The organism is Chryseobacterium sp. MA9 (genome assembly GCF_024399315.1).
GTDB lineage: Bacteria > Bacteroidota > Bacteroidia > Flavobacteriales > Weeksellaceae > Chryseobacterium.
In genome coordinates this window covers 4,255,732-4,270,276 of sequence record NZ_CP075170.1, presented here as the reverse complement: position 1 = coordinate 4,270,276, position 14,545 = coordinate 4,255,732, and the positions used below count along the sequence as shown (strand labels likewise).

12 protein-coding genes are annotated in these 14,545 nt (G+C 35.6%); 5 read left to right on the top strand and 7 right to left on the bottom strand.

Annotated elements, in window-relative coordinates:
- Positions 1-127 precede the first annotated feature (127 nt).
- Positions 128-2,215 (top strand): ATP-dependent DNA helicase RecG, encoded by a 2,088-nt coding sequence (gene recG, locus KIK00_RS19595; protein WP_255813961.1) that lies wholly within the window; start codon positions 128-130, stop codon positions 2,213-2,215.
- 612 nt (positions 2,216-2,827) lie between these two features.
- Here recG and KIK00_RS19590 read toward each other — a convergent pair.
- The 4 genes from KIK00_RS19590 to dapA all read right to left on the bottom strand — a co-directional run bounded on the left by KIK00_RS19590 (position 2,828) and on the right by dapA (position 5,632).
- Positions 2,828-3,274 (bottom strand): response regulator, encoded by a 447-nt coding sequence (locus KIK00_RS19590; RefSeq protein ID WP_255813960.1) that lies wholly within the window; start codon positions 3,272-3,274, stop codon positions 2,828-2,830.
- A complete protein-coding gene (locus KIK00_RS19585; RefSeq protein ID WP_255813959.1) occupies positions 3,267-3,848 on the bottom strand; it encodes an AraC family transcriptional regulator in 582 nt (193 codons plus the stop codon). Before KIK00_RS19585 ends, KIK00_RS19590 begins: the two co-directional genes overlap by 8 nt.
- A 295-nt stretch (positions 3,849-4,143) precedes the next feature.
- Positions 4,144-4,647, bottom strand: a complete 504-nt coding sequence (locus KIK00_RS19580; protein ID WP_255813958.1) for a GNAT family N-acetyltransferase — start codon at positions 4,645-4,647, stop codon at positions 4,144-4,146.
- 112 nt (positions 4,648-4,759) lie between these two features.
- Positions 4,760-5,632 (bottom strand): 4-hydroxy-tetrahydrodipicolinate synthase, encoded by an 873-nt coding sequence (gene dapA, locus KIK00_RS19575; RefSeq protein ID WP_255813957.1) that lies wholly within the window; start codon positions 5,630-5,632, stop codon positions 4,760-4,762.
- A 107-nt stretch (positions 5,633-5,739) separates the two neighbouring features.
- Between dapA and KIK00_RS19570 the strand changes: the two genes are divergently transcribed.
- From KIK00_RS19570 to recO, 4 genes are read left to right on the top strand one after another with little or no spacing between them, the layout of a single operon-like run.
- Positions 5,740-6,498 carry a 5'-nucleotidase C-terminal domain-containing protein gene (locus KIK00_RS19570; RefSeq protein ID WP_255813956.1) on the top strand — a complete coding sequence of 253 codons (759 nt, stop codon included), beginning with the start codon at positions 5,740-5,742 and terminating at the stop codon, positions 6,496-6,498.
- On the top strand, positions 6,498-7,448 hold the full coding sequence (locus tag KIK00_RS19565) for a bifunctional UDP-sugar hydrolase/5'-nucleotidase (protein ID WP_255813954.1): 951 nt from the start codon (positions 6,498-6,500) through the stop codon (positions 7,446-7,448). The genes KIK00_RS19570 and KIK00_RS19565 overlap by 1 nt, the downstream gene beginning before the upstream one ends.
- Before the next feature lies 1 nt (position 7,449).
- Positions 7,450-9,705 (top strand): T9SS type A sorting domain-containing protein, encoded by a 2,256-nt coding sequence (locus tag KIK00_RS19560; protein ID WP_255813953.1) that lies wholly within the window; start codon positions 7,450-7,452, stop codon positions 9,703-9,705.
- A gap of 3 nt (positions 9,706-9,708) precedes the next feature.
- Positions 9,709-10,395, top strand: a complete 687-nt coding sequence (recO, locus tag KIK00_RS19555) for a DNA repair protein RecO (protein ID WP_255813952.1) — start codon at positions 9,709-9,711, stop codon at positions 10,393-10,395.
- A gap of 26 nt (positions 10,396-10,421) precedes the next feature.
- Here recO and KIK00_RS19550 read toward each other — a convergent pair whose 3' ends face one another.
- The 3 genes from KIK00_RS19550 to KIK00_RS19540 form a co-directional block, all read right to left on the bottom strand.
- Positions 10,422-13,091 (bottom strand): glucosidase, encoded by a 2,670-nt coding sequence (locus tag KIK00_RS19550; RefSeq protein ID WP_255813951.1) that lies wholly within the window; start codon positions 13,089-13,091, stop codon positions 10,422-10,424.
- A 94-nt stretch (positions 13,092-13,185) separates the two neighbouring features.
- Positions 13,186-13,995, bottom strand: coding sequence for a glucose 1-dehydrogenase (locus tag KIK00_RS19545; protein ID WP_255813950.1), 810 nt, complete (start codon positions 13,993-13,995; stop codon positions 13,186-13,188).
- A 73-nt stretch (positions 13,996-14,068) separates the two neighbouring features.
- Positions 14,069-14,542: a GNAT family N-acetyltransferase gene (locus KIK00_RS19540; protein ID WP_255813949.1), complete on the bottom strand. Its 474-nt coding sequence runs from the start codon at positions 14,540-14,542 to the stop codon at positions 14,069-14,071.
- Positions 14,543-14,545 lie beyond the last annotated feature (3 nt).

Below are 14,545 nucleotides of genomic sequence, written 5' to 3'. Positions count from 1 at the left end.
AAAATTCACCATACAGACTTCCAATTTTTTGGAAGTCTTTTTAATTTTACCGAAATTCGAATCTTTATTTTTTTTGTCAAAAAATAAGGATCAAAAAATTCAAAAACCCGTATCCTGAAACCTGAAAATGAATCTCGAAACCTCCATAGAATACGTAAAAGGAATAGGTCCGGAAAGAGCCAAACTCATTAAAAGTGTATTGGGCCTAACCACTGTTGAAGATATGCTGAACTTCTACCCTATCCGCTATCTAGATAAAAGTAAAATTTATACTGTTTCTCAGCTTCAGGAAGAAAGCAGCCAGGAAATACAATTAAGGGGAAGAATCACTCATGTTCAGGAAATCCAGACTGGGAAGACTAAAAGATTATCTGCAAAATTCAATGATGAAACAGGCAGTATGGATCTGGTATGGTTCCAGTATTCAAAATGGCTGAAAGAGCAGCTTCCTATCAACAAGGAGGTTTATATTTTTGGGAAAATTAATGTCTTCAACCGTCAGTTTTCTATGCCGCATCCGGAAATAGAAGCTGAGGAAAATAAAGAAGGAGATACAAGACTTAAACCTATTTACCCGAGTTCGGAAAAGCTGACTAAAAGAGGATTAAGTCAAAGATTTTTTCAGAATGCACTGAGAAATATCTGCAAAGAAATTCCAAATCTTATTGAAGAGAATTTTCCGGAATACCTGATGAAAACCTTTAAGTTCATGTCCAGACAGCATGCTTTTCTGAATATTCATTTTCCAAAAGATAAAGAACATTTTGATAAGGCTGATTACAGATTGAAATTTGAAGAATCATTTTTTTTTCAATTAGGGTATGGCTTAAAAAAGCTTCACCATAAAACACAGTCTCATGGCAACCCTTTCCCTATTATTGGGGATCATTTCAATGATTTCTATGAAAAGCACCTTCCTTTTGAGCTTACCAATGCACAGAAAAGAGTATTAAAGGAAATCCGTATTGATATGAAAAGGCCGATTCAGATGAACAGGCTTTTACAGGGTGATGTAGGATCAGGGAAAACGATGGTAGCATTGTTAACCATGCTTATTGCTATGGACAACGGTTTTCAGAGTTGTTTGATGGCTCCAACAGAAATTCTTGCCCAGCAGCACTATAACGGGATCAAAGAACTCTTAGAAAAAACCGGAATCAATATCCGTATTCTGACGGGTTCTACCAAAGCATCAGAAAGGAGAATTATACATGAAGAACTGGAAAACGGTATGCTTTCAATTTTGGTAGGAACACATGCTGTTTTGGAAGATAAGGTTAAATTTAAAAATCTGGGATTAGCAATCATTGATGAGCAGCATAGGTTTGGAGTTGCTCAGCGTGCTAAACTTTGGGCTAAAAACAAAATTCCGCCTCATATTCTGGTGATGACCGCTACTCCTATTCCAAGGACTCTGGCAATGAGTTTTTATTCAGATCTGGATGTCTCCGTTATTGATGAAATGCCCGTGGGAAGAAAGCCTATCATTACTGCTCACAGACGTGAAAAAGACAGACTGTATGTATATAATTTCTGTAAAGATGAAATTAAGAAAGGCCGGCAGGTCTATTTTGTATATCCGCTAATTGAGGAATCAGAAACCTTAGATTACAAAAATCTGGTGGAAGGTCTGGAACATGTCATGGATTATTTCTCAGAATACAATGTGACCATGCTTCATGGGAAGATGAAACCGGATGAGAAAGATGCTGCAATGGCTTATTTCGCTTCGGGAAAAGCTGAAATTATGGTGGCAACTACAGTAATTGAAGTAGGAGTAAATGTCCCCAATGCTTCTGTAATGGTCATTGAAAGTTCGGAAAGGTTCGGACTTTCACAGCTGCATCAGTTGAGAGGACGTGTAGGAAGAGGTGCTGAACAGAGTTACTGTATCCTGATGACTTCAGATAAATTGTCTAAGGAAAGCAGAACACGTATCACGACCATGACTGAAACCAATGATGGCTTTAAAATTTCTGAAGTAGACATGCAGCTTCGTGGTCCGGGAGATATTCTGGGTACCCAGCAAAGTGGTGTGGTAGATTTTAAGAGATTAGACCTTATTAATGATTCCGTGATCATCAAAACGACAAAAAATACGGTAGAAAAAATTCTGGAAGCTGATCCAATGCTGTCCAGGCCTGATAATCTGATAATCAAAAACTATTATATCAGATACTACAAAGGAAAAAACAAATGGAGTAAAATTTCATAAAAAAACCGCAGAAAATACTTCCTGCGGCCCCCTTATAAAACTGTTATTTAGAAGAAATTACTTTGATATGTTCAAAAAAATTTATTTAATAGTTAAGGCTTAATATTTTGTGATGTGGTGTGAAAATATCTATATAACAATATAAGATCTGGATAAGCTAAAACCTTAACTATTAAAATAAATTATGAAAAACAAAATGAATTATTTTTTTCCAACTTGCTTATTATAAAAACTAACTGAGTTTCGGTGGAGATGAGGGAATGAAACGAATAAAAATATCTCCAACTACTTTTGAGTTTTCATGATTGTACCGTTTTGTTTAAAGATCTTCTGTGCTTTAAAATTGGAAAATTAGTATAATTCATTTTGTTAACTAACATCGTGATTTATATAATTTTTGTTTTTAGAAACAATTACTTCTCATTCATCTGTATCTTTTACTGTATAATGAAATTTGTGTCTCAGATTACTTTTACAAATGTCAGTATATTAATTCAGATCCTTTTTATATTATTTTAATTATTAGTTATAAAATTTTCACTTATTTGTGAATAGTATGCATCAAATACGATTAATATTTTCTTAATACAAAATTAACAATCCCTTTATTCATCACACTTTTAGAATAAAATTATCTTTATTCAATCCTGAAGTATGATACTGCCAATTGATTGTAATAACTTCTGTAAGTACCTTTTTCAGGTTCTCAAAAGACTCAGGTTTTTTCATGAAAATATTGGCTCCTTTTACAAAAATATCTTCAATTTCATTTTCCGGAATCGGTTCCGAAAATATGGTGGTTACCATGTTATTGAATTTTGAATTTGCTTCAATTTCTTCCAGGCATTCCATGCTGTCTTTTCCAGGGATAGTATATTTGATGAAAACAATTTCCGGAACTACGGCATCATCATTATTAAGATATAGCATCATATCTTTTCCGTTACAGAAGCATTGAACTTTTATAGAGATTTTCAACTCTTTCAAAATATTTTTAAAAAAAATCAAAGTGTTTTCATCGTTATCTGCTACTATTACGTTCAGAAATTCTTTATTCATACTGCATTTTAGGGTTTATTACCGTGTTTTGAGCTCTCCTTCGTTTTCCAATAATCTTTTGAAATTGGGAGGGAGTAATTCCTGTTGTATTTTTAAACTGGGTGCTCAAATGCGCCACACTGGAATAATTCAGCTTATGGGCTATTTCTGTAAGGCTTTGTTTGTTTCTTATGATCAGGGCTTTCGCGTGCTCTATCTTTTGCAGAATAATAAAATTCTCAATAGATGTATAAGCAACTTCGGAAAATAGGTTGGAAAGATATCCATAGCTGTGATTCAGTTTCTCAGAAATATATATGGATGCTTTTACCGGTATGATCTCATCAGAAAAGACCAGTTCTACGATAGCATCTTTTATTTTCTGTACCAACGCAGTCTTTTGACTTTCTATGATTTCTATACCATAATCTTCAAGATTTTTCTTAAAAAGACTGTGTTGTTCTTGTGTGAGGGGCTCATAAAATTCTACTTCACCGAAGTTCAGCAATCTGTACTTCAGCCCGTGTTCTTTAAGTTTTTCGTCCAATACCTTCTTGCAAAGGGCATTGAAATCAAATTTAACATACATTTTCATCCTAGTATATATAAGCCTGTTTTATTTAGTAAATATAACAATTTATTTCATTTAAAAGTGAAATAGGTGTAAAATTTTCATTTTTACCAAATAGACGCAAAAACTCCTGTATTTAAGAATACAGGAATTTAAACACTAAGGATGAAAAAAATATACTGATAAAAAGCTGTGTCAGCTCAAAACCAAGCATATGAATGTATTGTTATAAGTGATTTGGTTCTGAAGCAAAGATCATTCAAAAAAAGAAGTCACTTGTTATAGAATTACAGGATAAAGTTACAAAATTTTAAGTCAATCATAAGTGAATTAGAAAATTCATCATATAATCATCCATCACAAATCCATTCCCGATATCAAAAACACCTTCCCCATAAACCTTGTATCCTTGGGACTCGTAGAAATTTCGGGCAGAATTATTTTTATTCACATTCAAAATAATTCTTTCATCTCCGTTTTCAGAAACTTTCTCATGCAGAAAATGAAGTGCTTTTTTGCCAAATCCTTTTCCCTTACTTTCCGGGACCAGATAAATACGGTGCAGCTTAGTGGTTTTCTCTTCATAATGATGCTCGTATCCGATAAACCCCTCATAAGAGTCATTATTTTCATCCTGAATAAGGTAATAGTGATAATGAGGATTTTTAAGGTGGTTCAGGATTTCTGTTTCAGAATACATTTCGGAAAGCATAAATTCCATCTGTTCTTTCGAAAGAATGTCTGCATAGGCATTTTCCCATGATCTTCTTGCCAGATCCTGAATTAAAGGAATATCCACAGCTGTTGCCTGTCTTAATTTCATGATTTATTGTATTAATATGATTAAAAAAAGTGAAAAGCCTAAACTTTTCACCCTTTATATTTTTCAATAATGAACTGCTGAATTTAAAACAATATTAAAATTCAATTCATTATTAAATGTTTGCCATTTCAGCTTTAATTTTTGCATGAAGACCTTCTGAAGCAGCTACTAAAGGAAGTCTTAAAAAGTTTTTAATGATTCCTTTTTCAGCCAGTATTACTTTAATACCGCAAGGGTTTCCTTCTGCAAAAATCAAACGGGTAATATCTACCAGCTTATTGTGAATTGCGTAAGCTTCTTTAACCTTTCCTTCAAAAGCTAACTGTACCATGGAAGAAAATTCTTTAGGATATGCCTGTCCGATTACTGAAATCACACCATCTCCTCCTGCAAGTGTTACCGGTAATGTATATTCATCATCTCCGGAAACCAATGAAAAACCTTCAGGTTTTTTTCTCAGAATATCAAAATACTGTAAGATATTGGGTGCAGCTTCCTTAATCAGGAATAAATTAGGAAATTCTTTTGCAAGACGAAGAGTAGTATCTGCTTCTACATTCTGCCCGGTTCTTGAAGGAACATTATAAATAATAATATTCTTTCCTGTGGAAGCTAAAGCTTTGTAGTGCTGATAAAGACCTTCCTGGTTCGGTTTATTGTAATAAGGAGATACTGAAAGTACTGCTTCAAATGCAGAAAGATCTGCTTCTTCAATCTGTTTCTTGACGTCAAGAGTATCGTTGCCGCCAATTCCCAAAACCAAAGGAAGACGTTTATTATTCACCTTAATGATATGCTCAATTACCTGTTTCTTCTCCTCCGCAGAAAGCGTTGCGGCTTCTGCCGTAGTACCCAATACTACCAAATAATTGGTTCCGTTTTCGATATTGTATTCAACAAGTTTTGTTAAACTATCGAAGTCAACGGATAAATCTTCATTAAAGGGCGTTACCAATGCAACACCTACTCCTTTTAAAATGCTCATCTGTTAGAATTATTTTTGTCAAATTTAATAATTTACAGTAAGAATTTGTAATAAATAATAATGTTTTATTATACATATAGTTATATTTGCATATACTAAAAGATATTATGAAAAATAAATTCTTGTTAATAGGAATTGCCCTGGTAGCCCTTACAGCATGCAAAACGGCTTCTACGCTGCAACTTGCAGATGTAAAGACCCAGAAAAATATTTCTATTAATAATGAGCTAAAAAATGATGAGGAGGTTGTAAAATTTATTGAGCCTTATAAGCAAAAACTGGATAAAGAAATGAACCAGAAGATTTCTCACACAAATGTGGATCTTACAAAGCAGGGCGATAACAGCAATCTGGGTAATCTTTTAGCTGACTACACGTTTGACGGAGGTAATGAATGGATAAAAACTCATCTTAAGCAAAATGTAGATGCTGCATTGATCAATATCGGAGGGATCCGTACCACTATCGGAAAGGGTGATATTTTACTTAAAAATGTATTTGAAGTAATGCCTTTCGAAAATGAGGTAGTTATTGTAAAAATGAAAGGAGCAGATTTACAGGGGCTTTTTGAGTATTATGCAAAAACGCAGGTCAACAATCCTGTTTCTCATTTATACATTGAAACAAAGAACGGGCAGATCGTTAAATCCTTAATCAACGGAAATGAAGTAGATCCGGCTAAAGACTATTATATTGCCACGTCAGACTATCTTGCTCTGGGAGGAGACAATATGAAATTCTTTGCAAAAGGAGAATCAATCTCAACAGGAATTAAAATGAGAGATTTGTTTATCGATTATTTTAAAAAGACTCCTGAAGTAGCAGTAAATTCGGATGTTCGTTTAAATTTTATCGGGAAGAAGTAATGGATAGAAAAAGTTTTTTAAAAGCAATAGGAGGCGGATCTTTGGCAATGGCTTTAGCTCCCAATATGATGATGGCGGAAGAGTTGAAAATTCTTGATCTAAAATCCGCAAATAAACTGACTATTCTTCATACCAATGACCAGCATAGCAGAATAGAACCTTTTGATGCAAGCTATACAAAAAATCCCAACCAGGGAGGTTTTGCAAGAAGGGCAAGCTTAATTCAGCAGATCAGAAATCAGGAAAGTAATGTGCTTCTTCTTGATTCAGGAGATATTTTCCAGGGAACTCCTTATTTCAATTTTTTCGGAGGAGAACTGGAGTTTAAATTAATGTCCATGATGAAATATGATGCCTCTACCATGGGAAATCATGATTTTGATAATGGTCTTGATGGATTTTTAAAAGTACTTCCTAATGCGAAGTTTCCTTTTATCTGTTCCAATTATGATTTTAAAAATACTATTCTTGACGGGAAAACTTCCCAATATCAGATCTTTAACAAGAATGGAATCAAAGTAGGAATTTTCGGAGTGGGAATTCAACTGGACGGCCTTGTAGGTAAAAAACAGTATGGAGAAACCGTTTATTCCAATCCGATTGATGTAGCACAACATTATTCAAATTACCTGAAAAAAGATCAGAAATGTGATCTGGTGATCTGTCTTTCACATATTGGTTACGATTATAAAGATGAACCGAATAAAATAAGCGACAAAATTTTAGCGGCCAATACAGAGAATATTGATATTATCCTGGGAGGCCATACTCATACATTCTTACCGGAACCTCAATCTTATACCAACAGACAGGGCAAAAACGTTCTTGTCAATCAGGTAGGATGGGCAGGTCTTCTTTTGGGTAGAATAGATTTTTATTTTGATACAAACAAAAACGTACAGCATATTTCCTGGAATAATCAGGTAATAGACAGCAGCATAACCGCATAATATGAAAAAACTCTCTATAATTTCTCTTGGTATTTTAGCATCCCTGCAGTTTACAAAAGCGCAGGTTATTTCATCAAAAAAATGGGCAGATTTATTTTCCTATAACAAAGTCTTAGCTATGAAAGAAGACAATGGGAAAATTATTGCTGCTACAGAAAACGGAATTTTCTATTATACAATATCAACAGGAGAAATTACGAAGTTGTCAAAGGCCAATGGCCTGCATAATATTGGAATAACAGCCTTCGATTATAACCCACAGACTAAAACAGGACTTATTGGGTATGAAAATGGTTCCATGGATGTTATCACCCCACAGGAAGTCAAATATATTGTTGATATTCCTATTGCTACCGGCTATAACGGAAATAAAAAAATCAATCATATTTCGATAACCGGAAATCAGGCTGTCATTTCTGTAGGCTATGGACTTTCCATATTTAATCTGAATAATAAAGAATTTGGAGACTCTACGTTTTTCCTGAATGGCGGGGTTTATGAAGCCAGTAATGAAGCTACCATATTTGGGAATAAAGTATATTCAGTAACTGATACAGGGTTGAAAAGCCATCAAATGAATACTACTTTTCCGGTATATTCTACCTGGACTACAGAAGCACCAGGAGCTTTCAAACATATAGATTCAGAATCAGAACTGGTTTTCTCAACGGCAACAGCAGCTTATATTTATAACAACGGAACTCCAACACAACTTCCTACTACTTTTGAAAAAATACGGGATGTTGTCATTACTCCCAATAGCATTATAGTTACTGATAACAGAGTATATACTTATGGTATTAATGGAGTATCCCAAAATGCGGTAAGCCTTGGTGAAGAATGTAATACTGCCCTAACAGCTGGTGGAAAAATCTTCGGAGGAACCGTATTATCAGGGATCAAGGATGAAAGTAACAATACTTTTAAACCATCAGGCCCTTACTTCAATTTTGCATATAATATTAACCTTTTCGATAATAATCAACTTTTGGTTTCCTCTGGCGCCAGAGCAAATAATTACAACCACCCGGTTATTCTTCCGCAAGGTCCAGGTTTTTATTATTTCAATGGTACAGAATGGATTTACCCTTCATTCTTTGTGAAAAATCCTCCAACCTTTGTTAATGTTCTGGATGCTATAATAAGTCCTTACAACAATAATGAAGTGCTATTCACCAATTATACGATGTTGAATAATGGAGTTTACAGAATGAAATATAATGCCACAAGCAAAGATTTTGAACTGGTAAAATATTATAATCTTGGCGCGCAGCCTTACTACAGACGTCCTGTAGGTTTTGCTACAGATACTCAGAATAATCTTTTTGTTTCTTTTGGATTTAATGACGGAAACCCTTCCATGGGAATCTATGATAAAGCCGCTGATGATTTTATCATCAAGAAAATCGTTCTTGCCAGTGATGGTATACAAAAGACTGTTTTCCATGAAAATATGTTATGGACTCCACTACCGAGATCTAATAACTTTTGGGTATATGACTATAAAAATGCGACTAACCTTTCCGATGATACAGATTATATTCTTGGTTCTGCTAATGGATTTAATAGTTCAGGAGGGATCTTATCTGTAGCATTTGATAAGTCCGGAGATGCATGGATCGGCACAGACGGAGGTCTAAGGATTATGCCTGATGCTGCGTCCGAAATAAAAAAACCACAGCCTGAAGTAGAACCTATAGTAATAGAACAAAACGGGCTGGGTGAAGAGCTTTTCAGAGAATCAGCTATTCTTCAGATTGCAGTAGATGAAGGAAATTACAAATGGGTATCCATTGATGGCGGTGGTGTATATTATCTCTCTGCTGACGGCCAGAAAACAATAAAACATTTTACTAAAGAGAATTCACCTCTTCCTACAAACAGCGTTACAGATATAAAAGTTGATAAGAAAACCGGGAAAGTATATTTTGTAACGTATAATGGTATTGTAACATATCAGGGTGATGTTGCTGATGTAACTTCCAATTTCGGTGATGTTGTGGTATATCCTAACCCTGTTGTGTATTCTAATTTTAAAGGAAAAGTAACCCTTAAAGGTCTTGCAGAAAAAACGAATATAAGAATTGTAGATGCAGCAGGAAATGTTGTACATTCTGCGGTGGCAAGAGGAGGTTATTATGAATGGGATCTTAATAACCAGAAAGGGGTAAGAGTAGCATCAGGAATGTACTTTGTCCTGATGACCAATGAAGATGGGTCTGATAAAGCTACAGCCAAAATAGGAGTAGTCAACTAATTAATGAATTCACAAAACGGTTTTTTACTTTCGTTTATAAAATATGGGGAAAATGATGCTGTATTGCATTGTTTTACTGAAGAAGAGGGTTTTCAAAGCTATTTTCTAAAAGGAATTTATTCTAAAAAGAACAAAAAGAAAGCCCTGCTGCAGCCACTGAACCAGCTTAATTTTTCAATAAATCCGCCCCGCGGCAATGGTATACCAACTGTTTCAAAATTTGAACTGGTAAAAAACAATGATATTTATACGGATATAAGAGTCAATACCGTCATTTTCTTTGTTTCAGATTTCCTGAGCCATATTCTTAAATATGAGGATAAGAATATCCCTATCTATGCCAGTATTAATCATTTTATCAATGAACTGACAAACAGAAATTATCAGGCACATCTGCTTTTTTTACTGGCTGTTTTAAAAATTCAGGGGGTTGCTCCACTGTTGGGTGATGGTAAGTTTTTAGATCCGGAAACCGGAACATTTTCTTTAGGAATCAGTCATCAGCAATTCAATGAAGAAATTTCCACATTATGGAAAGAAGCACTTTGTGCAGAAAACCTGTATGCTACAAAAATCCATTCTTCACTAAGAAAAGATTTCCTGGACAGCCTTCTGGTGTACTATCATTATCATATCACAGACTTCAAAACGCCTGCTTCACTGGAAATTATCCAACAGATATTTGAATAGGCAAATTCATGATTGACAGATTGCTTTTACTGTTCTTTTGTTTTTTCAATATCTTCAGGCATTTCAGTTTCAGATTCTGCAATTTCTTTTTTAGAGAATCTTGGCTGCAGGATCTTGGCAATAAGTCCCGTCCAGCCTGTCTGGTGAGAAGCTCCTACTCCACGGCCATTGTCCCCATGAAAATATTCATAGAACAAGATATAATCTTTAAAGTCCGGATCGGTCTGAAATCTTTCATACTGCCCATGAACAGGTCTTTTCCCATTTTCATCCATTAAAAAAATCTTTGCAAGCCGTTTATTTAAAGCATCTGCTATCTGGTCAAGGTTTAAGTAATTCCCACTTCCTGTAGGATATTCAACTAAAAAATCAGGACTGTAATAGAAGAAAAAGCGCTGAAGGCTGTCAATAATCAGAAAATTGATAGGAAACCATATAGGGCCGCGCCAGTTGCTGTTGCCTCCAAACAGCCCGCTGTCACTTTCTGCAGGTGTATATTTCACGCTATAATCCGTTTCATTCAGAGTTAAAGTATAAGGATTATTTTCATATTCTTTTGATAACGCTCTTACTCCATAATCACTTAAAAATTCATCCGGGTTCAGCATTCTGCTTAACAATCTTTTCAAACGGTGTCCACGAAGTAAAGACAAAAGGTGTTTGGAATCCTGGCCTTTGACTTCCCACCTTGAAACCAGCGAAGCCAGTTCAGGTTTATTATCCAGTATCCATTTCATCCTTTTCTTAAAATTGGGAAGATTTTCAATCATTTCATCATCTATAACCTCAACGGCAAACATAGGGATCAGTCCTACAATGGTCCTTAATCTTAAATACATATGAGTTCCGTCATTAGAAGCTATGGCATCATAGAAAAACTCATCTTTTTCGTCCCACAAACTGAATTCTTCATCGCCCATATTATCCAGTGAATTGGCAATCGACAGGAAGTGTTCAAAAAATTTCATTGCCATTTCTTCATACACATTATTGTAAAGTGCCAGTTCTAAGGCAATCCGCATCATGTTCAGGGCAAACATAGCCATCCAGCTCGTTCCATCCGACTGCTCCAGCTGTTCTCCGTTGGGTAAAACAGCATTCCGGTCGAAAACACCAATATTATCAAGCCCTAAGAAACCTCCTTCAAATATATTGTTGCCGTTGGTATCTTTTTTATTGACCCACCAGGTGAAATTCATCAACAGTTTCTGGAAAGCACTTTCCAAAAATTCAAGGTCGGGTTTATCTTTTAAATATTCATCAATTTTAAATACTCTGAAAACAGCCCAGGCATGTACCGGAGGATTCACATCGCTAAAGTTCCATTCGTAGGCGGGAAGCTGCCCGTTGGGATGCATATACCATTCAAACAGGAAAAGTTTCAGCTGATGCTTTGCAAAATCAGGATCTATCAAAGAAAAACTGATGGTATGAAATGCCAGATCCCAGGTGGCATACCACGGATATTCCCATTTATCCGGCATGGAAATAATATGTTCATTATTAAGATGCTTCCAGTCGTAGTTTCTTATTTTTTCCCGGGACTTTGGAGGAGGCATTTCAGCCGGATCACCTTTCAGCCATTTTTCAACATTGTAATGGTAAAACATTTTATTCCACAACATTCCAGCAAAAGCCTGCCTTTGCACCAGTTTTTCATCTTCCGAAGCAATTCCTTTCTGGATTTCAGCATAAAATTCGTCTGCTTCTTTTTGTCTTTGATTAAAAAGATCATCAAAATCACCGAATGGCTCTCGTAAGTCCTTATCTGATATTCTGAATTCAAATATTCTGGATTCCCCGGCTTTGAAATCTTCATCAATAAAAAAAGAAGCTTTTGTTCCGACATTTTTTGGATTCACTGACTGAGAATTACCTGTCATTACAAAATTATTGATCCCGTCTTTGCAGAACTTTGATTCATTTTGTGACTGGTAGAGTCTTTCATTATTGGTTTCATTGTTACAAAACAAGGTCTTCAAAGATTGTTTTGCATACACATTTTTGATGTCAAGATCCTGATGGTTCACTTTAATGCGGTCTGCATCTTCAGCATACAATTGTGGTTCATATTCATCGTATCCCCAATTCCAGGTGTTCCGGAACCAAACTGTTGGTAATATTACAAGAGGTGCTTCTTTTTCAGATTTGTTGACAATCGTTAGTCTGACCAGAATATCATTCTGACTTTCCTTTGCATATTCGATAAAGATGTCAAAATATTCATTGTGATCAAAAATTCCGGTATCAATCAGTTCATACTCCGTTTCATCTTTACTTCTTGCTGCATTTGTTTTCACAAGATCTTCATATGGAAAAGTATTTTGAGGATATTTATACAGCATTTTCATGTAAGAGTGGGTAGGTGTAGAATCCAGGTAATAAAAATATTCTTTTACATCTTCACCGTGATTTCCCTGGCCGTTGGTCAATCCAAAGAACCGTTCTTTCACTATTTTATCTTTTTTATTCCAGAATCCAACAGAGAATACAAGCTTCTGAAGGTCATCACAGATTCCGCATATGCCTTCCTCACCCCAACGGTATGTTTTGGCTTCTGCCGTATCATGGCTGGTGTAATTCCAGGCATCTCCGTTTTCACTGTAATCTTCACGAACAAGCCCCCATTCCCGGTTACTTACATAAGGACCCCATTTTTTCCACGAAATATCTGAAATTCTCTGTTTTTCTGACATAAATAAGATTGTTTTGTACAATTGTAAAATATATTCACGTATAATGACAATAAGCTCAAAACTTTAAACTATAAACCTTGAACATTGAACGATACTATCCACCTGTAGAAAAACTCTCAAACGTAGTCATTCCACCATCAACGAAGATGCTGGTTCCCGTAATATAATCAGCGAGATCACTGGCAATAAAGGCTGCTAAATTCCCGATATCCTGCGGCTGTCCGATTCTGTTATAAGGAATAAGAGTAAGAAGAGAATTGAGTGCTTCAGGAGTATTCCATGCATTTTGATTAATAGGAGTCTGAATAGCTCCCGGACAAATAGAATTGACCCTGATTTTGTCTGCACCATATTCCTGAGCAAGTGTTTGCATCAACATCCTGATAGCACCTTTACTGGATGCATAATTGGCATGCCCCGCCCACGGTATGATTTCGTGTACAGAACTGATATGAATAATTTTTCCACAAGCAACAGAACGTGAAGGGTCTATTCCCCTCCGTAGAAATTCTTTAATGGCTTCTCTGGCACATAGAAACTGCCCCGTAAGATTGACACCTATGACAGCATTCCATTGGTCAACAGTCATGTCCGTAAATTTCGCATCCTTTTGAATGCCTGCATTATTCACCAGAATATCTACAGTTTGAAATTCGGAAACAACATCCTGAAACATTTTGACTACCTGATCTTCTTTGGAGACATCACATGCGTAGGTCATCCCTTTTCCTCCGGCATCAGTAATTTCTTTCAAAACAGCTTTAGCTTCTTCTGTAGATCTTTCCGAAGAATGATTAACAATAACTGTCGCTCCTGCGGCTGCTAATGATTTTGCAATTCCTGAACCTATTCCACTGGAGGCTCCTGTAACCACAGCAACCTGATTTCGAAGTGATATTTCCATGTTTTGTAATTTGATGTTACTCAAAGTTATGGAAAGATATCAGCAGATAAAAAATTATGATTTTAAAATTTTATTAAAGTTTTTTATACATCAGGTATTGAGGTCCGCTCCTTCCGATTCTGGTTTTACCATCAAAAATATATCCTGCCTTAAGATAAATATGGTAAGCAGAATTGTTTTGTTGGTTTACTGCCAATACAATTTCATTGCAATCCCTGAAGTGGTTCTTTACAAAATTCCCTGCCTCCAGCATAGCCATTTTTCCTATTCCTTTTCCCTGCATTTGCGGATTTACAGATAAGGAACGCAGCAAAACAGATGTTTCGTTATTGGTAAGTTCAAATTTATCTTTTCCAAAATCAAGTACAAAAAAACCTACAGGTATATCATTTTCAAATATTGTCACCGGAAATGCGTCATTATCATCCCGTTCACTGATGCTTTGTAAAGCCTGTTGAGCAGTCGCTGTAAACCTCATCTGGGTTTCATCCAGAGCATAACTTAATTCGGAAAGGTCTTCTGGTTTAAAGAATTCTAAATGTATCATAAT

Excerpts from the sequence above, each read along its gene's own strand:
- KIK00_RS19545 (WP_255813950.1), bottom strand. The coding sequence starts at position 13,995 with ATGGAAATATCACTTCGAAATCAGGTTGCTGTGGTTACAGGAGCCTCC.
- KIK00_RS19585 (WP_255813959.1), bottom strand. The coding sequence starts at position 3,848 with ATGAAAATGTATGTTAAATTTGATTTCAATGCCCTTTGCAAGAAGGTA.
- dapA (WP_255813957.1), bottom strand. The coding sequence starts at position 5,632 with ATGAGCATTTTAAAAGGAGTAGGTGTTGCATTGGTAACGCCCTTTAAT.
- KIK00_RS19560 (WP_255813953.1), top strand. The coding sequence starts at position 7,450 with ATGAAAAAACTCTCTATAATTTCTCTTGGTATTTTAGCATCCCTGCAG.
- KIK00_RS19565 (WP_255813954.1), top strand. The coding sequence starts at position 6,498 with ATGGATAGAAAAAGTTTTTTAAAAGCAATAGGAGGCGGATCTTTGGCA.
- KIK00_RS19570 (WP_255813956.1), top strand. The coding sequence starts at position 5,740 with ATGAAAAATAAATTCTTGTTAATAGGAATTGCCCTGGTAGCCCTTACA.
- recO (WP_255813952.1), top strand. The coding sequence starts at position 9,709 with ATGAATTCACAAAACGGTTTTTTACTTTCGTTTATAAAATATGGGGAA.
- KIK00_RS19540 (WP_255813949.1), bottom strand. The coding sequence starts at position 14,542 with ATGATACATTTAGAATTCTTTAAACCAGAAGACCTTTCCGAATTAAGT.
- KIK00_RS19550 (WP_255813951.1), bottom strand. The coding sequence starts at position 13,091 with ATGTCAGAAAAACAGAGAATTTCAGATATTTCGTGGAAAAAATGGGGT.
- KIK00_RS19580 (WP_255813958.1), bottom strand. The coding sequence starts at position 4,647 with ATGAAATTAAGACAGGCAACAGCTGTGGATATTCCTTTAATTCAGGAT.
- recG (WP_255813961.1), top strand. The coding sequence starts at position 128 with ATGAATCTCGAAACCTCCATAGAATACGTAAAAGGAATAGGTCCGGAA.
- KIK00_RS19590 (WP_255813960.1), bottom strand. The coding sequence starts at position 3,274 with ATGAATAAAGAATTTCTGAACGTAATAGTAGCAGATAACGATGAAAAC.